Source organism: Lacimicrobium alkaliphilum, from assembly GCF_001466725.1.
Classification (GTDB): Bacteria; Pseudomonadota; Gammaproteobacteria; order Enterobacterales; family Alteromonadaceae; genus Lacimicrobium; species Lacimicrobium alkaliphilum_B.
In genome coordinates, this window is record NZ_CP013650.1 from 2,026,406 (window position 1) to 2,049,674 (window position 23,269).

Annotated in this window: 24 protein-coding genes and 3 tRNA genes; 15 read left to right on the forward strand and 12 right to left on the reverse strand. The window is 50.4% G+C overall.

Annotated elements, in window-relative coordinates; genetic code table 11:
* Positions 1-5: 5 nt before the first annotated feature.
* The gene (locus AT746_RS09250) at positions 6-1,193 is read right to left on the reverse strand and encodes a class I SAM-dependent methyltransferase (RefSeq protein WP_062479557.1); all 1,188 of its coding nucleotides are present in this window, start codon (positions 1,191-1,193) and stop codon (positions 6-8) included.
* Positions 1,194-1,244: 51 nt separating this feature from the next.
* Between AT746_RS09250 and yccX the strand changes: the two genes are divergently transcribed.
* On the forward strand, positions 1,245-1,517 hold the full coding sequence (gene yccX, locus AT746_RS09255) for an acylphosphatase (RefSeq protein WP_062479569.1): 273 nt from the start codon (positions 1,245-1,247) through the stop codon (positions 1,515-1,517).
* On the forward strand, positions 1,517-2,482 hold the full coding sequence (locus tag AT746_RS09260) for an NAD(P)H-quinone oxidoreductase (protein WP_062479572.1): 966 nt from the start codon (positions 1,517-1,519) through the stop codon (positions 2,480-2,482). The genes yccX and AT746_RS09260 overlap by 1 nt, the downstream gene beginning before the upstream one ends.
* Here the strand turns inward: AT746_RS09260 and rnhA are convergent.
* Positions 2,479-2,943 (reverse strand): ribonuclease HI, encoded by a 465-nt coding sequence (rnhA, locus tag AT746_RS09265; protein ID WP_062479575.1) that lies wholly within the window; start codon positions 2,941-2,943, stop codon positions 2,479-2,481. The genes AT746_RS09260 and rnhA overlap by 4 nt on opposite strands.
* An 82-nt stretch (positions 2,944-3,025) precedes the next feature.
* Here rnhA and dnaQ point away from each other — a divergent pair, with 82 nt between their 5' ends.
* The 6 genes from dnaQ (at position 3,026) to AT746_RS09295 (ending at position 6,878) form a co-directional block, all read left to right on the forward strand.
* Positions 3,026-3,739, forward strand: coding sequence for a DNA polymerase III subunit epsilon (gene dnaQ, locus AT746_RS09270; protein ID WP_062479578.1), 714 nt, complete (start codon positions 3,026-3,028; stop codon positions 3,737-3,739).
* A 1-nt stretch (position 3,740) separates the two neighbouring features.
* Positions 3,741-5,120: a TIGR03503 family protein gene (locus AT746_RS09275; protein ID WP_082633209.1), complete on the forward strand. Its 1,380-nt coding sequence runs from the start codon at positions 3,741-3,743 to the stop codon at positions 5,118-5,120.
* Between the two features lie 199 nt (positions 5,121-5,319).
* Positions 5,320-5,396, forward strand: a tRNA-Asp gene (locus AT746_RS09280).
* Between the two features lie 29 nt (positions 5,397-5,425).
* A tRNA-Asp gene (locus tag AT746_RS09285) sits at positions 5,426-5,502 on the forward strand.
* 19 nt (positions 5,503-5,521) lie between these two features.
* Positions 5,522-5,598 (forward strand) — tRNA-Asp (locus tag AT746_RS09290).
* A gap of 452 nt (positions 5,599-6,050) precedes the next feature.
* Positions 6,051-6,878: a MipA/OmpV family protein gene (locus AT746_RS09295; protein ID WP_062479581.1), complete on the forward strand. Its 828-nt coding sequence runs from the start codon at positions 6,051-6,053 to the stop codon at positions 6,876-6,878.
* Between the two features lie 238 nt (positions 6,879-7,116).
* Here AT746_RS09295 and fadE read toward each other — a convergent pair whose 3' ends face one another.
* From fadE to purM, 4 genes are all read right to left on the reverse strand, one after another.
* A complete protein-coding gene (gene fadE / locus AT746_RS09300; protein WP_062479584.1) occupies positions 7,117-9,579 on the reverse strand; it encodes an acyl-CoA dehydrogenase FadE in 2,463 nt (820 codons plus the stop codon).
* A 450-nt stretch (positions 9,580-10,029) separates the two neighbouring features.
* Positions 10,030-10,758: a DUF3108 domain-containing protein gene (locus AT746_RS09305; protein ID WP_197414352.1), complete on the reverse strand. Its 729-nt coding sequence runs from the start codon at positions 10,756-10,758 to the stop codon at positions 10,030-10,032.
* A complete protein-coding gene (gene purN, locus AT746_RS09310) occupies positions 10,706-11,344 on the reverse strand; it encodes a phosphoribosylglycinamide formyltransferase (RefSeq protein WP_062479590.1) in 639 nt (212 codons plus the stop codon). The genes AT746_RS09305 and purN overlap by 53 nt, the downstream gene beginning before the upstream one ends.
* A 3-nt stretch (positions 11,345-11,347) precedes the next feature.
* A complete protein-coding gene (purM, locus tag AT746_RS09315) occupies positions 11,348-12,385 on the reverse strand; it encodes a phosphoribosylformylglycinamidine cyclo-ligase (RefSeq protein WP_062479594.1) in 1,038 nt (345 codons plus the stop codon).
* Between the two features lie 199 nt (positions 12,386-12,584).
* Between purM and AT746_RS09320 the strand changes: the two genes are divergently transcribed.
* Both AT746_RS09320 and hda read left to right on the forward strand, forming a co-directional pair.
* Positions 12,585-13,661 (forward strand): DUF2066 domain-containing protein, encoded by a 1,077-nt coding sequence (locus tag AT746_RS09320; protein WP_062479598.1) that lies wholly within the window; start codon positions 12,585-12,587, stop codon positions 13,659-13,661.
* Complete coding sequence (hda, locus tag AT746_RS09325) at positions 13,658-14,356, forward strand: DnaA regulatory inactivator Hda (protein WP_062479600.1); 699 nt, start codon at positions 13,658-13,660, stop codon at positions 14,354-14,356. Before AT746_RS09320 ends, hda begins: the two co-directional genes overlap by 4 nt.
* 23 nt (positions 14,357-14,379) lie before the next feature.
* Here the strand turns inward: hda and AT746_RS09330 are convergent, their stop codons facing one another.
* Genes AT746_RS09330 through arsC form a run of 3 tightly spaced genes read right to left on the reverse strand, consistent with a single transcriptional unit; the run spans position 14,380 to position 15,703 of the window.
* Entirely contained in the window at positions 14,380-14,763 is a 384-nt protein-coding gene (locus tag AT746_RS09330) for a DUF2069 domain-containing protein (RefSeq protein ID WP_062479602.1), read from the reverse strand.
* Between the two features lie 2 nt (positions 14,764-14,765).
* The gene (gene wrbA / locus AT746_RS09335; RefSeq protein WP_062479605.1) at positions 14,766-15,356 is read right to left on the reverse strand and encodes an NAD(P)H:quinone oxidoreductase; all 591 of its coding nucleotides are present in this window, start codon (positions 15,354-15,356) and stop codon (positions 14,766-14,768) included.
* The gene (gene arsC / locus AT746_RS09340; RefSeq protein ID WP_062479606.1) at positions 15,356-15,703 is read right to left on the reverse strand and encodes an arsenate reductase (glutaredoxin); all 348 of its coding nucleotides are present in this window, start codon (positions 15,701-15,703) and stop codon (positions 15,356-15,358) included. Before arsC ends, wrbA begins: the two co-directional genes overlap by 1 nt.
* Before the next feature lie 159 nt (positions 15,704-15,862).
* Here arsC and AT746_RS09345 point away from each other — a divergent pair, with 159 nt between their 5' ends.
* A complete protein-coding gene (locus tag AT746_RS09345; RefSeq protein ID WP_062479608.1) occupies positions 15,863-16,336 on the forward strand; it encodes a TlpA disulfide reductase family protein in 474 nt (157 codons plus the stop codon).
* Between the two features lie 10 nt (positions 16,337-16,346).
* Here the strand turns inward: AT746_RS09345 and AT746_RS09350 are convergent, their stop codons facing one another.
* On the reverse strand, positions 16,347-17,747 hold the full coding sequence (locus tag AT746_RS09350; RefSeq protein WP_231731053.1) for a M48 family metalloprotease: 1,401 nt from the start codon (positions 17,745-17,747) through the stop codon (positions 16,347-16,349).
* A gap of 452 nt (positions 17,748-18,199) precedes the next feature.
* Between AT746_RS09350 and AT746_RS09360 the strand changes: the two genes are divergently transcribed.
* Complete coding sequence (locus AT746_RS09360) at positions 18,200-19,294, forward strand: AI-2E family transporter (RefSeq protein WP_062479614.1); 1,095 nt, start codon at positions 18,200-18,202, stop codon at positions 19,292-19,294.
* Between the two features lie 34 nt (positions 19,295-19,328).
* Here the strand turns inward: AT746_RS09360 and bcp are convergent, their stop codons facing one another.
* Together bcp and AT746_RS09370 are read right to left on the reverse strand one after the other, a co-directional pair.
* Positions 19,329-19,796 (reverse strand): thioredoxin-dependent thiol peroxidase, encoded by a 468-nt coding sequence (gene bcp, locus AT746_RS09365; protein WP_062479616.1) that lies wholly within the window; start codon positions 19,794-19,796, stop codon positions 19,329-19,331.
* A gap of 21 nt (positions 19,797-19,817) precedes the next feature.
* Positions 19,818-20,345, reverse strand: a complete 528-nt coding sequence (locus tag AT746_RS09370; RefSeq protein ID WP_062479618.1) for a glycine cleavage system protein R — start codon at positions 20,343-20,345, stop codon at positions 19,818-19,820.
* 166 nt (positions 20,346-20,511) lie between these two features.
* On the opposite strand from AT746_RS09370, the gene dapA reads away from it, so the two are divergent.
* The 3 genes from dapA to purC are packed head-to-tail and all read left to right on the forward strand — an operon-like array spanning position 20,512 to position 23,243.
* Positions 20,512-21,393, forward strand: coding sequence for a 4-hydroxy-tetrahydrodipicolinate synthase (gene dapA, locus AT746_RS09375; protein WP_062479620.1), 882 nt, complete (start codon positions 20,512-20,514; stop codon positions 21,391-21,393).
* A gap of 9 nt (positions 21,394-21,402) precedes the next feature.
* On the forward strand, positions 21,403-22,509 hold the full coding sequence (bamC, locus tag AT746_RS09380; RefSeq protein ID WP_062479622.1) for an outer membrane protein assembly factor BamC: 1,107 nt from the start codon (positions 21,403-21,405) through the stop codon (positions 22,507-22,509).
* 20 nt (positions 22,510-22,529) lie between these two features.
* Positions 22,530-23,243 (forward strand): phosphoribosylaminoimidazolesuccinocarboxamide synthase, encoded by a 714-nt coding sequence (gene purC, locus AT746_RS09385; RefSeq protein WP_062479624.1) that lies wholly within the window; start codon positions 22,530-22,532, stop codon positions 23,241-23,243.
* Positions 23,244-23,269 lie beyond the last annotated feature (26 nt).

Here is a 23,269-nt window from a genome sequence, read left to right on the forward strand (position 1 = left end):
AGTGACTACAGTACACGGCAGACCAGGCCCTTAAGATAGTAACCTTCCGGGTAGGTACTGGCTACAGGATGATCGGCTGCCTGTGACAGGCGCTCAAGAAACTGCACTTCCCGGCCGGCATCCAGTGCCGCATCGGCTACCACCTTGTGAAACAATTCCTGTGGCATCAGCCCGGAACAGGAAAAGGTACACAAAATCCCCCCTTGTTCCAGCAACTGCATAGCGTACATATTAATGTCTTTATAGCCCCGACAGGCACGGTTTAAACCGGCTTTGCTGTCGACAAACTTCGGCGGATCGAGAATGATCTGGTCAAATCTTCTGCCTTGTTCTGCATAATCTCTGAGAGCCTGAAACACATCCGCTTTGACAAATTCGGCTTTACTCAGATCCAGCTGATTAATCTCCAGATTACGCCTGGCCATTTGCAGGGCATCCTCCGACACATCCATATTAATCACTTTCGCGGCACCGGCGGCAAGGGCATAACTGGCAAAGGTGCCGGTGTAGCTGAAGCAATTGAGTACCGTCTTGTCCCTGGCGTAACTGGCGGCAATGGCCCTGTTTTCGCGCTGATCCAGATAGAAACCGGTTTTGTGACCCTGACGGGGGTCCAGCAATACCTTTATGCCATTTTCCTCGATACAAACCTGTTCAGGGATCTCTCCGGTCAGTTCCTGAACCAGTGGTTCAAGCCCTTCCTTGGTTCTTACTGCTACATCGGAGCGCTCAAGGATGGCGCAATCCGGGAAACACTTTTGCAAGGCCCAGACAATCTTGCTGCGATGCCTGTCTGCTCCGGCGCTGAGCAACTGGCAGACCAGCACATTATCGTATTTGTCGATGGTGACGCCAGGCAGCCGGTCAGATTCTGCAGCCACAACCCGAAATCCGGTCAGGCCATGACGGGCGATCAGCGCCTGGCGGCCGGCCAGGGCAGATTCGATACGGCGCAGAAAAAAGCCGTTATCGATAACTTCCTGCTGATCAAAGCTCCAGACACGGATCTGTATCTGAGATTGTGGTGACCAGGCCCCTTTGGCCAGCCATTTTCCCTCGCTGGAAAAGATCTCCACCGTATCGCCCGCTCTCAGTTTGCCATTCTGTTTGTCGATGGCGCTGGCAAAAACCCACGGATGTCGGCGCAGCAGCGACTTTTCCCGCTGCGGATGCAAAACAACGCTGGATGTCATAGCATAATCCCGGTGGTCAGATTTCAATGGCGCGATTGTACAGAGGATCCTATGACGCAACAATGTATTAAGGTGAGGGTAACAGGCAAGGTTCAGGGGGTATTTTTTCGCCGCAGTACTCAGCAGCAGGCACAGCAACTTGGGCTTAACGGCTATGCCAAGAACCTGAGTGACGGCAGTGTCGAAGTGTTAGCCTGTGGTGAGAGCAGTGCGCTGGCAAAGCTTGAGGCATTCTTACATCAGGGCCCGCCAGACAGTGAGGTTGAGCACGTAGAGGTGCAGGCCGTTGCCGATGCACAACCTGACGGCTTCAGGGTACTGTGATGCGTTACATTAGACACCATGAAGATGGCGCAATGAATATTGACCAGATGCCGGTTCCGGCTTTGCAGTCGGGGCAGGTATTAGTCAGGGTAACCTCATTTGGTATTAACCGGGCCGATCTTTTGCAGCGCCAGGGCAAATACCCGCCACCAGCGGGTGAGAGTGAAATCCTCGGTCTGGAAGTGGCCGGTGAAGTGGCCGATGCCGGCGATTGTGGCAACTGGCAACAAGGGGATCGGGTCTGTGGTCTGGTTGCCGGTGGTGGCTATGCGGAATATGTTGCGGTAAATGCAGAGCATTTAATGCGGGTACCGGACACGCTGGAGCTGATGGATGCAGGCGGACTGGCGGAGGTCTTTCTGACCGCCTACCAGGCCTTGTTTTTACTGGGTAATCTTCAGGGTGGTGAATCGGTGCTGATACATGCCGGGGCAAGCGGTGTGGGATCAGCGGCTGTTCAGCTGGCCAGATTTAAAGGCGCGCGGGTAGCGGTGACAGCGTCTTCTGAACAAAAGCTCGGGTTCTGCCAGCAACTTGGGGCGCAACTGTTGATCAATTATCAGCAACAGGATTTTGCCAAACAAATCAAAGAACAATGGCAAGGGGTGGATCTGGTGATTGATATTGTCGCCGGCGATTATGTCAATGCAAATATCAGGGCCCTGAACCTGGATGGCAGAATCATACAACTGGCGATGTTAGCCGGGCGCTATGTGGAAAAGCTGGATATGGCCAGGATGCTGCAAAAACGGGCCAGTCTGAGGGCATCAACCTTACGTAACCGCAGTGACGGCTATAAAACCGACCTGGTTAAGGCATTCAGTCATGATTGCCTGAGCGCCTTTGCCACCAATGAGCTGAAAGTGTGTGTTGATCAGCACTACCGCGCTGATGATATCGCTGCGGCTCATGACCAACTACAAGCTAATCACAACTGTGGCAAGCTGATTGGCTATTGGGACTAACCGGGACTAAAGCCGCTGTCCTCAACCAGCTTTTTACCCTCTGCGGCAGTGCGGGCCAGTTCGTCGCAGCGCTCGTTTTCAGTATGTCCGCTGTGCCCTTTAACCCAGTGCCAGTGTATTTTATGTTTCTGGCTTAGCTGGTCCAGCTGTTGCCAGAGGTCGACATTTTTCACCGGCTTTTTATCTGAGGTGCGCCAGCCATTCTTGCGCCAGTTATGGATCCACTGATTAATACCCTGGCGCAGATACTGGCTGTCGGTGGTCAGGTGGATTTCACAGGCTTCTTTGAGGCTTTTAAGTGCGGCCACGGCGGCCATCATTTCCATTCTGTTGTTGGTGGTCAGCTGGTAGCCCTTGCTGAGCTCTTTGGTATGGCTGTTATATTTCATCACCACGCCGTAACCACCGGGACCGGGGTTACCCAGACAGGAGCCGTCAGTATAAATAGCAATTTTTTTCATTATTAATTTTTATTTCCCTGATTTTACTGCATGCTCGGCAGTATAATCACCGTAAAGCCAAATGAATAGGAGCAGACAGCGAATGCGGCAAATCGTTCTTGATACTGAAACCACAGGTATCGATCCCAAACAGGGGCATAAAATCATTGAAATAGGTTGTGTGGAATTGATCAATCGCCGTCTCACCGGTGAACACTTTCATGTTTATGTCAATCCGCAGCGGGAAGTGGAACAGGAAGCCATTGACGTTCACGGTATCACCAACGAAATGCTGACCGATAAGCCAACCTTTTCACAAGTTTCCGATGATTTTTGTGCCTTTATACAAGGAGCACAACTGGTGATCCATAACGCCGCCTTTGATGTGGGCTTTATGGACCATGAATTTCTGCTGACCGGCAAAAAGCCAGGGTTTACCCGCACCATCTGCTCGGTGCTGGACACCCTGGAACTGGCGCGGCGACTGCATCCGGGGCAAAAGAATAATCTTGATGCCTTATGTAAACGTTATGGCATCGACAACTCTCATCGTACTTTGCACGGCGCCTTGCTGGATGCCGAGATCCTGGCTGATGTTTACCTGTTGATGACAGGCGGGCAGACTGCGCTGAATCTGTCGGGTAACAATGCCAACGATGAAAACGGCAAGCCTGATGGGATCCGACGGCTTGCTGCTGACAGAGCTCCCCTAAAGGTTCTTCGTGCTTCTGCCGATGAACTCAAAGAACATGAAAACCGTCTAGATCTGATTGAAAGCAAGGGCGGAAGTTGTATCTGGCGCCATCCAGCGGAGTAATATGATTAAAAGCCTAAGCCTACTAATAGCACTGACATTCACATCAGTGCTGGCAGCTCAGCAATCCGAACCGGGGCAGGAGACGGTAGCGGCGCCGCCTAATCCTATTTCCATGCTCTCTTCAGACGAATACCTCAACAGTATTGAACTGCTCCAGAACCGGTTTCGTATCGATTATAAAGTGGATGAAATCACCCTGGTGTTTTTCAGGGAGTACGGTTCGGCTCCGGTTGTGTTGGTGCGCCCTGATGGCAGCAAGATTTATCCCCGCGACGATGATTCAGGTGATGAGATCCAGTGGTATGACGATACCACTTATGATCTGGTAAGAATAAAACAGCCCATGCCAGGCCCCTGGCAGGCAGTCGGGCAGTTATTGCCTGGCAGTAAGGTGATGGTGGTCAGTGATATTCGCCTCCAGACTGAACCGCTGCCAGAGCTGGTCTTCTCCGGCGAATTACTAAAGCTGACGGCCACACTGACTAACGGTGGCGAACCCATTGAATATGTGGAATTTGGCAATGCGGTGGAACTGAGCGTTGAGTTTATCAGTACCAATAATCCTGACTTCACCAACTTTGGTGCCGAGACTGAACTGGTAGCCCGCTATGAAGATAATGGCATGGGCATGGATGAATATCCCATGGATGGCATTTTTACTGGGCAATTTAATCTGAATATTCCTGAAGGGCAGTGGAAGCCGCTCTACCGAACCACTACCGCCATGTTTACCCGCGAAGAAGAGGGAGAACCCCTGGTACTGTTACCTAATCCTGTGCAGGTGTCGGTGGATCAGGATCAGGGCAATGGTCGGCATAACCTGATTATCGATGTAGACAGGGAGATGGTGGATATCGAAAGCCTGCTGGTAAATGGCAAGATTCGTTATCCTAATGGTGATGTACTGAGTTTTTCTGTGACCGAGGGCTCAGACGAGGCCAGGGTGCAGGAAATACTCAATATTGAATATGGCGTTTTCAGAATAAAGATGACCGCCTATGGCAAAACAGTAGGTGGTCGTGATTTTATTCTGGATGTGCCGGAATTCAGTTTTCTCTCTGAACCTCCGGTGCCGCAACAACCCGAAGCTGGCGCCGATGAAGGTATAACAAATGTGGATCTGGAAGCCCGCGCCAGTGCAGAACTGACTGCTATGAGCCAGGGGGCGCAGGAAATGGACCCTGAAGCCGGGATCAGTGACAGCAACCTGTGGCTGATTATTATGCTGGCCAACCTGGTGCTGGTGATCGGCGGCGGGGTACTGATCTGGTACTTTATGTTTGCCAAAACAAAACTGGCCAACCCAATGACGAAGCTACCGTCATTGTTCAGCAAAAAGAAAAAAGCGGCCAAAGCGGCAGATAGTGTTGCAGGTTCCTGATTGTATCCGGGGAACCAACTGAACGGAAAATATCCAGTTTGATTAATAATGCCGCAAACGGCTCTCCAGAGCGCCGTTTTAAGGTTTTTTAGCGGAAAAAGAGGTTGACTCACTCAGGGGTAAACCGTATCATCTGCGCCGCAGTTGGGGATGAGCGCCTTGCTTTTATGTCTTAACTGCTTGATTTATATAAGAAACTGGAGCGGTAGTTCAGTTGGTTAGAATACCGGCCTGTCACGCCGGGGGTCGCGGGTTCGAGTCCCGTCCGCTCCGCCATTTCTTATCTAGGTCCCATTGTTTGTGTTGGAGCGGTAGTTCAGTTGGTTAGAATACCGGCCTGTCACGCCGGGGGTCGCGGGTTCGAGTCCCGTCCGCTCCGCCAACACACAAAGAGATTCAGCGGAGCGGTAGTTCAGTTGGTTAGAATACCGGCCTGTCACGCCGGGGGTCGCGGGTTCGAGTCCCGTCCGCTCCGCCACAGTCTCTCTTAATTCCAGATATCCCTTAAGCTATATCCGCCATACCCTGGCCACTATCTGTTTTATTTCTTTCGTTTTACTTCCTTTGCTTTGCCAGTAGATGCAATTTACTACTTCAGCACTCCCGGCACGAAAAGGACTATAAAATTGTCAGGAGCCAGCTGGAAGGCCTTACCCTGTTAAGCCCAATAGTGTTATATGATTGAAAACACGCGGTAAATCCTCTTACGCTGCGCTATCCTGCTCCACTTAGAGTCCAGCCATGTCGTTCTCTGAACTGCAAAGCTGCGCTTCGGTTTCACGCTCACCCCTTAACGCTCAGCCACAGTGCGTGGAGATATAAATAATGCGCTTCTGTGTGATCTCTTTAATGAAATCCCGCTTATAACTAGCACAGATTAGCTGGCCTGGGGCAGTAAGCTGCCTCAGGTAAAACGAGAGTGGGATCTATATGAAAAAACTTAACTGCTTGTTATCGATCATTTTTATCCAAAGCTTTTTCTTTCCAATCGCGTTAGCGCAGGAGGAGAATACCGCGATGGTTCCGTTGCCCTCAGTTGACGATTTCTCCAGAGGCAAGGATGGCTGGAGCTTCGGGCTGGGTTTAGGGGTTGAATATGAAACCGCCTACGAAGGATCAGATGAATTTGGATTGGAAATCCAGCCGGCTGGCGCAGTGCAGTGGCGTAAAGGTGACAATATTTTCTACTTTGCCGGTGAAGCACTCGGCTGGCGTGGTCTTCGCGCTGATACCTGGCTATTAGAGGCCGCCGTGGGCTTTGATGATGGCCGTGAAGAGAGTGATTCCGACGATGGCCGGTTGGATGGGCTTGGTGATCAGGATGAAGGTGCTGAACTTGTGCTACAAGCGCGTCGGGCGCTCGATTCTGACTGGCGTTATTGGCTGGTTGGTCGTGCCGTAACCGGTGGTGACGGAAATCTTGGGCTGCTTGGAGTGGGCCGCCGTTTCGGCGACCAATTCGACGGCACCGGTTCTGAACTTAACTTTGTTGTGGTCTTTCACGACAGTGAATATGCCAACAAAGGTTTCGGCATAGACCAGGGCCAGGCGGCTGCATCCGGCTTAAGAGAGACCACGCTCAGTGGTGGATTACGCTCGGTTGGCATTGATTACAATTATCACCACTACATCAATAAGCACTGGCAGATCTACGGCGAGGCACTTTTTGAGTATTTTGGCAGTGAGGTCCGGGATAGCCCAATCGCTCGCAGTAACTACGAGGCGGAAATAGGCATCGGCTTTATTTACCTGTTCTAAAGCCAGTATATTTTTGTTTGAAAGTAAGCGGTATACCGTCTATCCCTGGACACTAAAATTTCAGGAGAATTTTAGGACAGCTTGAGCTGGCCCGCGTAGCGGGGAGTACCATGGACGGTACGAAATCGCCGAAAAAATGTTCCTGACATTTTCGGCATACCGTCCATCCCTGGACATAAAAAAGCCAGTCAGGTATCTGACTGGCTTTAGCGTTTAGCGGCAGGTTTTATCCTGGCGTCTAAGCGGCCCTGGCCGATTTCTTTTTGTCTTTTTGCAGCAGGCTTTTATCTGCCATCAGCTCTTCGGTATCGAAGTCATCCACATTGATGGTTTCCAGGCGCTGTGTTTCGGTGCGTCTTAGCAATTCTGCTTCCTGCTCAGTCAGTACGCCCAGCTCCAGGCCTTTGTCGGCAACTTTGTCCAGCTGTACAAAGGGGAAGCGCTCATTCGCCGCTTTACACACCTTGTCATACAGCGGCTCAGAGGCCAGTACATCATCCAGGGCCTGTTCCAGCATACCGAACGGATTGCCCTCTTCACGGCTGAGGTATTGTCCCTGCCCGAGTCTGTCACGGCTTTCACAAGGGGTCTGCAGAATATTGGCAATCTGATGATCGAGTTTATCTGAAGGGCGCGTAAAGCTTTTGCCAAATGGCATCACAATCAGTTTAAGCACCTTACCCAAAGCATTAGATGGGAAGTTGTCCAGCAGTTCTTCCATTGCCAGCTGAGCGCGGTACAAGCTGTCCTGCATAGCCCAGTGAACCAGCGGTAAATCTGCCTTCTGACGGCCTTCATCTTCGTAGCGCTTGAGTACCGCACTGCCCAGATACACATAACTGAGAATATCACCAAGACGGGCAGACACCCGCTCGCGACGCTTCAGTTCACCACCGAGCACGCCCATGGAAATATCGGTCAGAAAGGCGAGGTTAGAACTGAGTCGCTCCATGCCCTGATAGTATCTTCTGGTTTCGTCTTTATAGGGGCTGCCGGCCAGTTTTGCGCCGGTTAGCGAGAACCACAGGCTGCGCAGGAAGTTACTGATGGCAAAACCAATATGGCCAAACAGGGCCTGATCAAACTCTTTCAGGCTTTCTGCGCTATCCGTATTCTGTGCCGCGTAGAGCTCTTTAAGCACATAAGGGTGACAACGCATGGCACCCTGGCCGAAGATCATCATATTGCGGGTCAGAATATTTGCCCCTTCAACGGTAATGGCGATAGGGGCACCCTGATAACCACGGCCCACATAGTTTTTCGGCCCCAGGATAATGCCTTTACCACCATGTACGTCCATGGAGTCATTTACCACCTGGCGCATTTTTTCGGTCAGGTGATATTTGCAGATAGCCGAGATAACGGACGGTTTATGGCCTATATCCAGGCCTTTGGTGGTCATGCTGGTCACCGCATCCATCAGGTAGGCGTTACCGCCGATGCGCCCGAGCATTTCTTCGACCCCTTCCATTTTACCTACCGGCAATTTGAACTGGCGACGAATACGGGCATAAGCACCGGTAGCCAGCGCCACGGTCTTGGAGCCACCGGCGGAGTTTGAGGGCAAGGTAATACAGCGGCCCACCGACAGGCATTCCACCAGCATACGCCAGCCCTGACCGGCCATCTTCGGCCCGCCGATAATAAAATCCAGTGGTACAAACAGGTCTTTACCGCGAATAGGCCCATTCTGAAACGGAATATTCAGCGGGAAATGACGGCGGCCGATATCCAGGCCTTTCAGATCGGCAGGGATCAGCGCACAGGTGATACCCAGCTCTTTCTCCTCACCCAGTAATCCTTCGGGATCCTGCAGTTTAAACGCCAGACCAACGATAGTGGCAACAGGTGCCAGCGTGATATAGCGCTTATTAAATGTCAGTTTCATTCCCAGAACTTCTTTGCCTTCCCACTCGCCATGGCAGATAACGCCGGTATCAGGAATGGAGCCAGCATCTGAGCCTGCTTCAGGGCCGGTCAGGGCAAAGCAGGGGATCTCTTCACCTGTTGCCAGGCGCGGCAGAAAGTGGTCCTTTTGCTCCTGAGTGCCATAATGCTGCAACAGCTCACCGGGGCCCAGAGAGTTAGGTACGCCAACAGTGGAGGCCAGTACAATACCGGCACCAGAGAGTTTCTGTAGTACTCTGGACTGGGCATAAGCCGAGAATTCCAGGCCGCCGTATTCTTTTTTAATGATCATGGCAAAGAACTTATTATCTTTGAGGTATTGCCATAACTCAGGCGGTAAATCGGCACGGGTGTGGTTAATTTCCCATTCATCAGCCATGCGGCAGGCTTCTTCGACGGGGCCGTCCAGAAAGGCCTGTTCTTCAGCGCTCAGGCGGGCTTTAGGAACAGCATGCAGTTTTTGCCAGTCAGGCTTGCCGCTGAAAATATCACCATCCCACCAGACTGTGCCGGCATCGATGGCTTCCTGCTCAGTGCGGGACATTTCCGGCATGATCTTCTTATACAGGCGAAGAACCGGGGCGGTCATATAGGTTTTGCGGATGTTACTGATATTCAGTGGCAGCGCCAGTACCAGAAATACGATCCAGGAAAACAGGCCTATATGGCCGGCAATGGAGCCAATGGCCAGGATTGCTGCTACCAGCATGGTGGTAACAGAGAGTTTCAGACGCCAGTAACTGGCAACACCTAAAGTGATTAATACCAGTAATAGCCAGAATGTTGTTTGCATGATATCTCCAGTTGTAAGAGGTCTGACCAGATGTGAGAAAAATAGGCTTTTTATCGCCAAAGGTCAAGCCTTAAGGATCAAATGCCTGTACTGCAGACCGGAAACTTTTAGTCGTAACAGATACTAGAGCGTGTTGACCTTTGCTGTATATTTTTGCAACGCGTTGTGCGGTATTTATACAATGAAGCGCAAATGTGGTGTAGTTGTTCTACATGAATGCGTGCTGAAGCAGTAGAAATGCCGCACAAACGTTGCCCAAAGGGTTCTTCCTAAACGCTTTTTACTCTTTGTTGCTTATTTTTGACTTAATCCATTAGGCCTGCAAATAAGCGCCGCGATTAAAAAGCGTTTAGTTAGAACAAAATTCATACAGAAAAGGTCAACACGCTCTAATAATAGTTGTTTTCAGACAGGGGGGATCAGTTCAAGCCGGCGCTTAGACACACAAACTTATTTGGCGTTGCTGGTATAGGATTCCAGCTGAATATCCAGTTGCTCTTTGCCATTTTTGAGCTGTCTCAGGCGGACCATCTGATAATCCAGCTCGGGTGCCAGCCAGATAAGTGTCTCTCTTTTACTGTTCTCCCTGACTTTTTGTAGTTTGAGTGTGTTCATATCTCCCACAGGCAGAGACAGTTTTTCTTCGCCGACCATTTCAAAGGTTTCCTCGTCGGGCTGGCCCTTCTCGTTGATGGTCTGGTAACTGAAGCGGGTCTCACCGGCGGCCAGACGACGCCTGATATCCAGATGAAAAAGTTGATTGTCCATCTCGCCTTGCCAGGGCAGTGTTTTGTCCTGGTTGATGGTTATCTCTTTGGCGTCAGCAGAGAACCGCACTTCGGTGCTTCTGTCTTTGCCTGTGCCAGTGCGCTTGAAACGATAATGCCGGGGGCTCAGTTGCTTGTCAGTTACTGCAAAGGTACTGGTTTCACTGCGCTTATCTGACAAAAATAAAAAGGAAGCCGAAGATTGAAACTTGAGGGTATAGTCTCCGGCCTCATTCTCGGCCAGTGTCTGGGTAGCGCTGCCCAGCTCCATACCTGAACGGAAGGCTTTATACTGAGCATTAAAAGGGGTTAACGAAAAGGCGCTGACAGACTGGCACAACATCAGCGCTGCCAGAGCACTAATCCGCAGCATAGCCCTGTGGTGGAACAACCTTGTTATCGAGTAAAACATTTCCATCCTGTAATACTAACCTGTCTTCGCAGAACCACTTTACGACTAGCGGATACAGACAAAGTTCCTGCTCTCTGACCCGCTCTGCCAGTTCCTGCTCGGTATCGTCTTCAAAAACCGGTACCTTTGCCTGCAGTATAACAGGCCCGCCATCGAGTTCCGGGGTAACAAAATGTACACTGGCCCCGTGCTCAGCGTCCTTTGCTTCCAGGGCGCGCCGGTGCGTATGCAGGCCTTTGTATTTGGGTAACAGGGAAGGGTGGATGTTGAGCATGCGGCCCTGATAGTGATCGACAAAATCGTCACTGAGAATGCGCATAAAACCTGCCAACACCACCAGGTCAGTATTGAACTGGTCGATCTCTGCCATCAGTGCCTGATCATAGCTGTGGCGATCAGCATACTCTTTGTGGCTGAGAACCCGGGTTGGGATCCCGGCCTGTTCTGCACGCTGTAATCCATAGGCATCGGCCTGATTGGAGATAACGGCACTGATGCGTCCATTAATCTGATTCTTGTCAATGCTGTCGATAATGGACTGCAGATTGGTGCCGTTGCCGGAAATCAGTACAACAATAGATTTCATGGTTCAGCGGATCTCGACCTGACTGCCACCTTCTGCGGGTGCCACCTTGCCGATCAGCCATGCCGTTTCTCCCTCTGCCTGCAGCAGTTCCACGGCAGCTTCGGCATGCTCCTGTGGTACAGCGATAAGCAAGCCTACTCCGCAGTTAAAAGTGCGGTACATTTCATGGGTAGTGACGTTGCCCTGGTGCTGCAACCAACTGAAGATTGATGGCCATTGCCAGCTGCTGCCGTCGATAACCGCTTTGGCGTCATCCGGCAATACCCGGGGAATATTTTCCCAGAAACCGCCGCCGGTAATATGAGAAATGGCATGTACCGGCAGTGACTGAATTAATTTCAGCACCGGTTTGACATAGATTCTGGTGGGCTCGAGCAGATGCTCGGCGATTGTTCTGTCTTCCAGCATGGCATCGGTGCTGGCACCACTGACTTCAATGATCTTGCGGATCAGTGAAAAACCATTGGAGTGAGGGCCGGAAGAGGCCAGCGCAATAAGGTTGTCGCCTGAGGCCACTTTGCTGCCATCGATAACATCATCGGCTTCCACCACACCGACACAAAAGCCTGCAATATCATAGTCATCACCATGATACATACCGGGCATTTCGGCGGTTTCTCCACCTATCAGGGCACAACCTGACAGTTCACAACCTTTACCTATACCTGCAACCACTTCGGTGGCGTTATCCACATTCAGCTTGCCGGTGGCGTAATAATCGAGGAAAAACAGCGGCTCGGCGCCCTGAACAATCAGATCGTTAACACACATGGCCACCAGATCTATGCCAACCCCGTCGTGGCGGCCAAGATCCATCGCCAGTCTGAGCTTAGTGCCGACACCATCTGTACCTGAAACCAAAAGCGGATTTTTATACTTCTGAGGTATGGCGCACAAGGCGCCGAAACCACCCAGTCCACCCCTGACTTCCGGCCGGTGGGTCTTTTTGGTTACACTTTTAATGCGTTCGACCAACTGGTTTCCGGCATCGATATCAACACCGGCATCTTTATAACTCAGGGAGGGCTTGGAATCGCTCACGGCTGTCCTCATTTAACAGGCAAAAAATTTGCGGCGATTTTATCAGTTTCAAACCCTATTGGGTATCCGCAAAACCCGGCTGCGGTTAACTTGTGATTAATATCGCCGATGGAGTTGCCGCTTCAGGGGATAAATTAGGATGAAATCTGTAGCCAATTCAAAGACAATAAGGCTCCCAATAGCAGGTTAAGTGAGACCTATGAAACAAATCCTGACGATGCTGATAGGCGGCCTCTGGCTGCTGAGTCAGTCTGCCGGCGCCGCCCTGGTGCAGGGGTTGTATGAGGCCAGAGTCCCTATCGCCCAGCAATCTGTAAAAGTGCAGAAACAGGCGGCCAGAGAGGCCATGGCGCAGGTTTTGGTAAAAATAAAAGGCAATAAGGATGTGCTCGACAGTCAGGTGATCCAGTCAAAACTGGGACAGGCCGAAGACTATATCCGTCAGTATCGTTTCGATAATGAAAAGGGCCAGGGATATTTTATTGCCAGTTTTGATGGCGATAAAATTGATGACCTGGTCCGTGCCGCAGGATTCGCCGTGTGGGGTAATCGTCGCCCCTCTACACTGGTCTGGCTGGCTATTGAAAACCCCGATACCAGAGAGCGAACGCTGATTTCAGAGTTGCGGCGCACTGAGGAAACCCTGGGTATGCTAGATGCTGCCCGTAACAGGGGAATTATCCTCAACTTTCCGTTGCTGGATATTGAAGATCTGAACCGTGTGGGGGTGTTTGATGTGTGGGGGCGCTTTACCGGCCAGTTGCTGGCGGCCAGTGAGCGCTATGAAGTGGAAGTTATGCTAAGTGCCAGGATGTATCAGGTGGAAATCGCCGATTCCGAAGCACAACCTGCTGAGACTCAATGGCAACTTGACTGGAACTATGTGATGCCGGGGCTTCAGCAGGAAGGAACCCTGACGGCTAAGACGAAAGAGGACATACTCAGGGAGCTGGTAAATCATCATGCGGATATTCTGGCTATGAGTTTTGTCGGTGAGGGCAACGAACAGGGAGCCAGCCTGGTTGAATTGCAGTTCAACAATGTCAGCGATCTGGATACTTACGTCAGGATTACCCGGATTTTACAGAGCCTGTCAGTGGTTTCTCATGCGTCTCTTGAACAACTTTCCGGAAGTGTGGGTATTTTCAAAGTGCGACTTTCAGGCAGCGAGCAGGGCCTGATCAATGCCATTGGTCTGGAAGACCGGATTCAGCGCCAGCGCGATCAGTTTGGTCAGCCTATGGAAGCGTTACAGTTTAACTGGGTTGAGCTATGAGTTCACAGTTGTACTTGCCGGTTCAACTGCCAGACGATGAAAATTTCGAGAGTTTTTATGCCGGGCAGAACCAGCAGTTGGTCAGCCATCTGAAAAGCTGGTCTGTTTCCTCTCAGCGGCCCTTTCTGACCTATATCAGCGGCGAACCGGGGCAGGGTAAAAGCCATTTGCTTTACAGCCTGTGTAATCTGGCCGCCGACAATAGCCAGACCTGCGCCTATGTCGGATTGAAAAATCATGCTGAGCTGGCACCTGAGGTGCTCTCGGGTCTGGAACTGATGGACTATGTCTGTGTTGATGATATTCATCTGCTTGAGGGCAAAAGTGACTGGCAGCAGGCGGTATTTGATCTGATTAACAGAGTGCGCGAGCAGGGCCAGTGCAAAATGGTGATATCCGCCATTCAGGGGCCAAAGCAGGTGCCTCTGGCACTGGCGGATTTACGCTCCAGATTAAGCTGGGGGCTGAGCTTTCATCTGCAGCCGCTGACTGATGATATGCGTACCGAGGTATTGGTGGCCAGAGCCTACAGGCGGGGTATGACGATGCCCTCAGAGGTTGCCCGTTTTCTGATTAATCACTGTCACCGGGATATGCCGGCCCTGATGAATGTGCTTGAACAACTTGATGTGTCGAGCCTGCAGGCCAGTCATAAACTGACCATTCCTTTTGTAAAAAAAGTGCTGAATCTCTGATTTAAGAGGCAACCGCCTTATTCTCAGTCAGCCTGTTTCTTTTTTAATCCCAGCCCCAGTTCTCTGCCTCTTAGACGGGCAAAAAAACTACAACCAATAAATGCCAGAGAAGCCAGCACGATTTCAATAGCGGCATACAGGCGCTCGTTTTCAAGGGCGTATACAGCAGTCAGTCCGTGCAGCAGATAGAACATTAATACAAAATTGGCCCAGGCATGGGTGTAGGGTCTGGCCCTGAGGATGCCGGAAAGAGGGAACAGCAGCGGCACAACCCACATCAGGGTGATAAAAAGCACTGAATACCCTTCATCTTCGCCCAACAGGAAATGCCACAACAGTACCCACAGTAATAGTGACAGATAGGAAATCAGCGCCAGTTGTCTGAAAAAGCGTGTCTTCGGGGACAAAGTTATACTCCTAATTTTAAGGCCAGATCGGCAAGTCGTTTGCCCTGGGCCAGACAGATGGCCTGTTCGGAATCCGTTAATTTACAGTTATTGTTCATTCCGGCGTGATGGCTCGGGCCATAGGGAGTGCCACCAGAGGATGTGCTGTTCAGTTCAGGCACGGTGTAAGGTGTTCCCATAAGCAGCATGCCATGATGCAGCAGAGGCAGCATCATACTCAGCAGAGTGGATTCCTGACCACCATGCAGACTGCCACTCGAAGTAAAGACACAAGCCGGCTTACCGGATAAGGCGCCGGATAACCAGAGCCCCGACGTACCGTCCCAGAAATGCTTCATGGCAGATGCCATATTGCCAAATCGCGTAGGGCTGCCAAGGGCCAGTGCCTGACAATTTTCCAGCTCATCCAGGCTGACATAGGGATCACCGGCATCGGGTACAGCCGCTTCAGTGCCTGTTATTCTGGTGGTGACCTCAGGCACAGTGCGCAAGCGAGCCTCCAGGCCTGCTTGTTCAATGCCTTGTGCGATTTTGCAGGCCAGATTCCGGGTACTGCCGTTACGACTGTAATATAAAACCAGCGCATAACTCATCAGAGAATTTCCAGCACCTGTTCCGGGGGCCGGCCAATTCGGGCCTTATTGGCGTTAATGACTACCGGGCGTTCGAGCAGTACCGGGTTTTCTGCCATGGCCTCAATCAGCTGTTGCTCAGTTGCCTGGGCAAGGTTCAGAGATTTATACAGGCTCTCTTTGACCCGCATCATCTGGCGGACAGAATCAAACCCGAGCTTCTGCTGTAAGTTGACTAATTGCTGTTGATCAAGAGGGGTCTTCAGATATTGTATAACCTCAGGCTGAATACCTTGATCCTCCAGCAGAGCCAGAGTCTGTCTGCTTTTGGAGCATCTGGGGTTATGTAAAATCTGAATCTGTGACATGCTGAATAGCCCTTGTATTGTGTTAAAGCAGCATGATAGCAAAGGCGGGTAGTAGGGTACATTTTATGATTGTTATCATCTGCTCTGATCAGAGTACAGTATGCTGCAGAGTCAGCAATGACTGTCAGATATGGTTAAATATGCAAAGAGGAATCTAAGTTGCGGCAAAAAATCCTTCTCAGTATTGCAGCCCTGCTCGCATTGGCTACAGGGGTGGCGGTTAATCAGTGGTATGCCAGTGATTTTATGACGCTGGACGGAGAAAAGCACCGCTGGCGTGATTATCAGGGCCAATGGGTGGTAGTTAACTACTTCGCTGAGTGGTGTGCCCCCTGCCTGCGTGAGTTGCCAGAATTAAATCATTTCTCGGCGATGACAAAGGACAGTGATATTACGCTGCTGGGGGTCAGCTATGACAGATTGTCGGAGACTGAACTGGCAGGTCTGGTGGATAAATACTCCATTGAATTTCCGCTGATCCTGTCAGAGCCCCCACCGCAAATGCCCAACCAGAGACCCAACAGTCTGCCGGCTACTTATATTATCGGTCCTGATGGAGAGGTAGTGCGGCAATTGATGGGGGAGCAGGAAGCTGATTTGCTGCTGAAGATTGTTGAGCGCCTGGCAGAGTAACAGCCCTCTATCAGAGTTTTTTCAGGCGGTTCTCCGCCTCCCGCATCTGTTCAATACGGGCAAGGATCCGCTGCTTATCTATTACGCTGTTTTCAGTGAAGTTGTAGGCGGTTTTCAGTTCATCCACGGCGCGGGTATAGGCAGAATTCAGGGCGTAAACCTCAGCCCGGGCCTGATGCATTTCCAGTCGCTGGCCACTCTCGCCGTAGGCGTCAGTGAGCATCTGATAACTGAGCAGATGATTCGGATTTACCAGTAAATAGTCTTTAAGGTGACTGACCGCTCTGCCATATTCTTTGTTCTGGATCAGGGCATTGGCAAGATTCAGTACCAGTACTCTGTTTCTGGGCTGGAGTTTCAATAATGCAGAGAGTCGCTTGATAGCCCGCTCATGTTGTCCTGTTGCCAGTGCGATATCGGTAAAGGTATCGACATAGAACAGATTTTCACTGTCCTGTTGCATCAGGTTTTCTATCAGAGAAGCTGCTTCAGCGTATTCTTCCTCTGCCAGCAGCGACAGGGCCAGCCCATACTGACTACTTTTGATTTCAACTTCGGTACTGGCGTTGCTGAGCCAATCACGAAAATACCTGACCCGCTGTTTACTATCCAGAGAGTATCTGGCCTGAATGCGTGCCTTAACCAACTGAAATGCCAGGCTGTCAGGGCGGTTTATGGTCGCATAATTGGCGACCCGGGCCTTCATATCAGCAACCCTGGATTCAGGTAATGGGTGAGTCATTAAAAATGCGGGGGGCTTGGACACATAGCGAAACTGCGCCGCCAGCTTGCCGAAAAAACTCGCCGATGCCTGAGGCTCAAAACCTGCTCTGGCAAGGATTTCAATGCCCACCCGATCGGCTTCTTTTTCGTTACTGCGGGTGTAATTGATCATGGCCTGCTGGCCGGCGGCCTGGCCAGCGCTGATGGCTGCCATACCCGCTTCGGGATTTGCCAGTGCCAGCAGGATCCCGCCAAGCATGGAAACCACCTGCAAGGGAGAAGCATTCTGTCTGGCCTCAAGGCTGCGGGCAATATGGCGTTGGGTCACGTGAGCGATTTCGTGCGCCACGACTGAGGCCAGTTCACTTTCATTGTCGGCTGTCACAATCAGGCCGGTATGAACACCGATGTGACCGCCATAAAAAGCAAAAGCGTTAATACTGTTGCTGTTAATGGGAAAAAAACGGAAAGGGAATTTGGCATTGTCGGCCTGAGCCACAAGGCGATTACCCAGATCCTGAATGTATTCTTCGATAAGGGGGTCATTAATGATCGGCGCCTGGGCCCGCAACTGGCGCATGATCACTTCACCAATCAGCATTTCTTTATCAATACTGATGGCGCTGGAAGCCACCACACCGATTTCCGGTAATGTATTTCTGTCAGAATCGGATCTCACCTGGGCCATGTTTGAAAAGGCCATACAACTGAGACAAAGAAGAACCGCTCTTATCATCTTAACACTCATCGGAATCAGGATAGGCTTTGAGCCAGCGTGGCCGGGTTAAGTTCAGCCAGACAATCATAAAAATTAAAAATACCTCATTGGCGAGCGCAAACCAATGTTTAAACTGATTAAAGACCACCAATAAGATAATATGTGGGCCGTTTTGTCAGTTTAAAAGGTGTGAGATTGAGTGTTCTGGACCTTTCGGCTTTATCCTGCCCTTTGGCCTTACTGGAACTGAAACGTTGGCTGCACAAACAGACCCGGAATGAAGGGCTGTACTTGATTCTCAGAGCTGACTCAGCCGATAATCGGGATGTGCTAAACTGGCTTGAAAAGCAGCGCATTGGGCTGCAGCCAACTCATGCCTCAGGCACCCAACATCACTATCGACTTATTTTCAAGGAACCCCAATGTTAGAGGTGTTTAGCAACTGGTATAAGGAAAAATTTTCCGATCCCGCTTCCGTTGCCTTACTTTTGCTGTTACTGGCCGTCTTTGCTGTGTTTGTTTTCTGGGGCGAAATGCTTGCCCCGGTTCTGGTGGCGATTGTTATTGCCTATTTACTGGAATGGCCGGTCAGTAAACTGGTCAGAAGGGGCTTGGGAAGAACCTGGGCGACAACATTGATTCTGATTTTATTTACCAGCCTCAGCGCGCTGGCATTGGTAGGCTTGTTACCCGTTATCTGGCGCCAGGCAATCAATTTGCTGATGGAGTTGCCACAGATATGGCTGGAGGCACAAGCCTGGTTGAGTTCTCTGCCTGAACAATATCCTGGCATTCTGGTTCAGTCAGACATCGACAACGCGCTGAGTGGTGTCAATGACAGGGTAGTGGGGCTGGGTGAAGATATTATCAGTGCCTCATTCAGCTCTATTGTCAGCATGGTTGCGCTCTTGATCTATCTGATCCTGGTTCCTCTGATGGTGTTTTTTATGCTCAAGGACAAGAATGAGTTGCTGACCAATATCTCGAATATCATGCCGCGGGACAGACGGTTGGTGAAGCAGGTGGCACTGGAGATGAATACTCAGATTATCAATTACATTCGCGGCAAGGTGCTGGAAATTCTGATTGTGGGTACCATGAGTACCGTGACCTTTGCTTTGATGGATCTGCGTTACTCGTTGTTGTTAGGAGTACTGGTTGGCTTTTCCGTGCTTATTCCCTACATCGGTGCAGCAGTGGTGACCTTCCCGGTGGCAGCAGTGGCGTTGTTTCAGTGGGGGGTGACACCGCCATTCTGGTACCTGATGGTTGCTTATGGAATCATTCAGGCACTGGATGGTAATCTGATCGTACCCATTCTGTTTTCAGAAGCCGTTAGCCTGCACCCTGTCTATATTATTATCGCAGTACTTTTCTTTGGTGGTTTGTGGGGGTTCTGGGGGGTGTTTTTCGCAATTCCGCTGGCCACTCTGGTTAAGGCCTTGCTCAATGCCTGGTCGGGTACTAACGGCAGTTTATTGCGCAGCGAGCCCGCTAAAATAACCGAGCAGGCATAAACAGCAGTAGTGCGGCGCACTACTGCTGTTTCTTTTAATAATCTTGCAAGTAGTTCAGCACTACCTGGTGGTGATCTTTGGTTTTAAATTTATCAAAGACTTTCTCTACTTTTCCCTGTTCGTCAATCAAAAAACTGATTCGGTGGATGCCATCATATTCCTTACCCATAAACTTTTTTGGGCCCCAGACACCAAAAGCGTCAGCAACGGTATGGTCTTCATCAGATAACAACGTGAAGTTAAGGGACTCTTTGTCTATAAATTTGGGCAGGCGCTTAACCGGATCCGGACTGATACCCAGCACAATAACGTTATGCTTTTCCAGTTCCGTTTTGCTGTCACGAAGGTTCTGCGCCTGAACCGTGCAGCCCGGTGTCATGGCTTTAGGGTAAAAATACACCAGGACTTTTTTTCCCTTTAAATCAGCCAGGCTGACACTGTTATTATTCTGATCCGGCAGGGTAAATTGTGGTGCCGGTTGTCCCGCTTCAATCATGTTCATAATCACCTCATTGCTTTGGTTTTAATGCTTTGGCTTAATGGTGCCTTGTAAGTTAAGTTCCCCGAGCCTGCCAGCAAAGGCCTGACTTATGGCGTCAATATCCGTCTCTTTGGGCATGCTGACGACCATCTTGCAGGTCATCATCTCGGCATCACCCTCCTTATCACGGTAGGTATTTTGCCGGAAGGCCGTCACTGTTATATCGAATTCGGCGAAAAAGGCCGTGATATGGTGAATGACACCCAGTGCATCACGGCCGGAAATCTCAACATCGGCCAGATGTACCAGATCCTGGCGATGGTGTTGTCTGGTACGTTTCATCATTGACAGCAGATCATGCTGTTGACACACCTGGGGGATCTGAAATTCAGCCTTGGCAATGGCGCCCTGAGATCCTTCGAGGATCATGGTCAGAGAGAAGTCCTGACCATAAACTGCCTGGCGACTGTCCAGAATATTGCAGTGGCAGGCTCCCACAGTAGCGGCGAGGGTACTGAGAATGCCTATCTTGTCTGTCCCCAGTATGGTGACAATAAGTTGATGTTTCATAAGCTGTCGAGTCAGTGTCCGAAGGTCGGCAAGTCTATCATAATGTTGATATTTCTCTATGGATCCGTTAGAGGCCGGCGAATCTGTTGTAACTCATGATTAAATCCAGCTTGTTTTTAACCCCTGACCTCTTTACCATTGTGCGCTTAATTTTCCGGGGGCAATAATGTTCAAAGGCAGTATCGTAGCGCTTGTAACGCCGATGACAGAAAACGGCGACGTTGATTATCCATCTCTGCAAAAACTGGTTGAATTTCATATCCAATCCGGTACTGACGGACTGGTTGCGGTAGGTACCACAGGCGAGTCCGCTACTTTGCCTATGCAAGAGCATATCGAGGTGGTCAGAAAAATCGTCGAATATGCGGGAAAACGTATCAGAGTCATTTCAGGCAGCGGTGCCAATTCCACTTCAGAAGCGATTGAACTCAGTCAGGCTTCTGCAGAAGTCGGTGCGGATGGCCTGTTAAGCGTGGTGCCTTACTATAACAAGCCTCAGCAACGGGGAATGGTAGCGCATTTTGAGAAAGTCGCCGATGCCTGCGAGCTGCCGTTGTTACTTTATAATGTACCCGGTCGCACTGTGGCTGATATGTTACCGCAGACCACTGCAGAACTTGCGGCTCATCCCCGGATTGTCGGTCTTAAAGACGCTACAGGTGATTTAAACCGCTTGCAGGAATTAAAGCGGATACTACCAGAAGATTTTATTTTACTCAGTGGCGATGATCCCACTGGTTGTGAATTTATGTTACAGGGCGGACATGGTGTGATTTCTGTCACGGCCAATGTCGTCCCCGCGCTGATGGCTAAATTATGTAAGGCTGCCACCAGTGGAGCCCGCAGTGAGGCGGAGCAAACAGACAAATCCCTGCAGGCATTGCATCAGGCCCTGTTTATTGAACCTAATCCTGTTATGCCCAAGTGGGCACTGTATCGAATGGGGATGATCCCGACACCGGTTTTGAGATTACCCATGGTGGAACCGGAACTCGCCAGCCAAAAAACCATCGAAGCAGTGTTACATGATATCGGCGTAATTTCCTGAGGAGCTTTCATGATTCGTAATTCAGTGCTTGCACTATCATCAATACTGGTGCTGGCTGCCTGCTCAACACCACAAGAGCGGCGTATCGCCAACGATGATTTTGAGTATTTAAAGCAAGATAATCGTCAGACCCTGAAGGTTCCAGAAGGGCTGCGAGCTCCCCAGCAGAGCCGGGAGTACCAGATTCCTGAACTGGGGCCGGACGCGCCGAGGAATTTGTTAGGCGAAAAGTTACAAGTACTCTCTCCCCCACTGGTACTGCCCCTGGTCACAGGATCTCATGTTGAAGAAGGACAACGCAGCGCCACCGTATTTTTTGATCAGGTCGATGACAGTCAGCCACTGGACACCTCGGTGTGGGGCAGTCTGATAAGCTATCTGGAGGAGCAGGGCATAGGTGTTGATTCCTTTGATAAAGACGCCGGCACCCTGGTTACCGACTGGATGCTGATGGAAACAGAACTGGATACCGGATGGTTTGACTGGACTACCACAGAGCGCAGTGTTGGCCGGCGCTTTGAATTCAAACTGGATGTGAAGCCTCACGGTCGTACTGCGGCACTGAAAGTAAGACTTAAAGACTATCTGGAAACAGTAGGGAAGCAGACACGTTCGGCAGAAGAGCTGAACGCCGATGATATCCGTCGCAATGAAGTGGATATCCTTAACCGGGTTATTGGACATTATCAACAGCAATTACAGATCGCCAACATCCGCAAGGTCAGAGAAATTCGCCAGGGCATGAATATGCAAATGGGTAGTAATGCCAAAGGCGAGCCGGCATTTATTGTTGAGGGAGATTACGATATAGCCTGGACCCGTATTCAACTGGTATTGCGCAAACTGGGCTTCAACGTCAAGGATCTGGATAAGTCTAATGGTCTGCTTTTTGTGTCCTATGAAGGTAGTGAAAGCAGCTGGTGGGACAGTTTGTGGGGGAATGATGATGATCTGCCCCTGGAAAAGCAGGAATACCGTTTGCACCTGAGCAGGTTAGAGGACAAGACGGTGATTACCTTTATGGATAATGAAAGTAATAATCTGTCTGAAAACTTACTCTCGGGTATTTTCCAGCCTTTCTCTGACACCATGGCTGCCAACAATCTGGATATTTAACTTTTTAAGAGAACCATTGAATGGAAAAGAGAACTGAGCTTTACCGGGGTAAAGCGAAAACCGTTTTTACAACCGACGATCCTGCTCGTCTTGTCCTGCATTTCAGGAATGACACCTCAGCCTTTGATGGTGAGAAAATCGAACAGCTTGAACGTAAAGGAATGATTAATAACAAGTTTAATCATTTCATTATGTCTAAACTGGAGCAGGCAGGTGTCCCTACTCAGGTTGAGGCACTGTTGTCTGATACCGACTCGTTAGTAAAAAAACTGGATATGATCCCGGTTGAGTGTGTGGTCAGAAATATTGCTGCCGGTTCGATTTGCCGTCGTCTGGGGATTGAAGAAGGCACCGTGCTGAACCCGCCCACCTTTGAATTTTTCCTGAAAAACGATGCGTTGCATGATCCGATGATCAATGAATCGCACATCAAGACTTTTGGCTGGGCAGAAGATGCTCACATCGAGCAGATGAAAGCCCTGACATTTAAAGTTAACGATGTCCTCAAAACACTGTTTGATGATGCCGGTATGCTGTTAGTTGACTACAAGCTGGAGTTTGGCCTGTTTGGCGGCCAAATAACCTTGGGTGATGAAATTACCCCGGATGGATGCCGTTTATGGGACAAAGAAACCCGTAAAAAGATGGATAAAGACAGGTTCCGTCAGGGCCTCGGCAATGTGGTCGAAGCGTACGAAGAAGTGTCTGCCCGCCTTGGTATTAAACTGGACTAAGGCACTTAATTTTACCAATATAATAA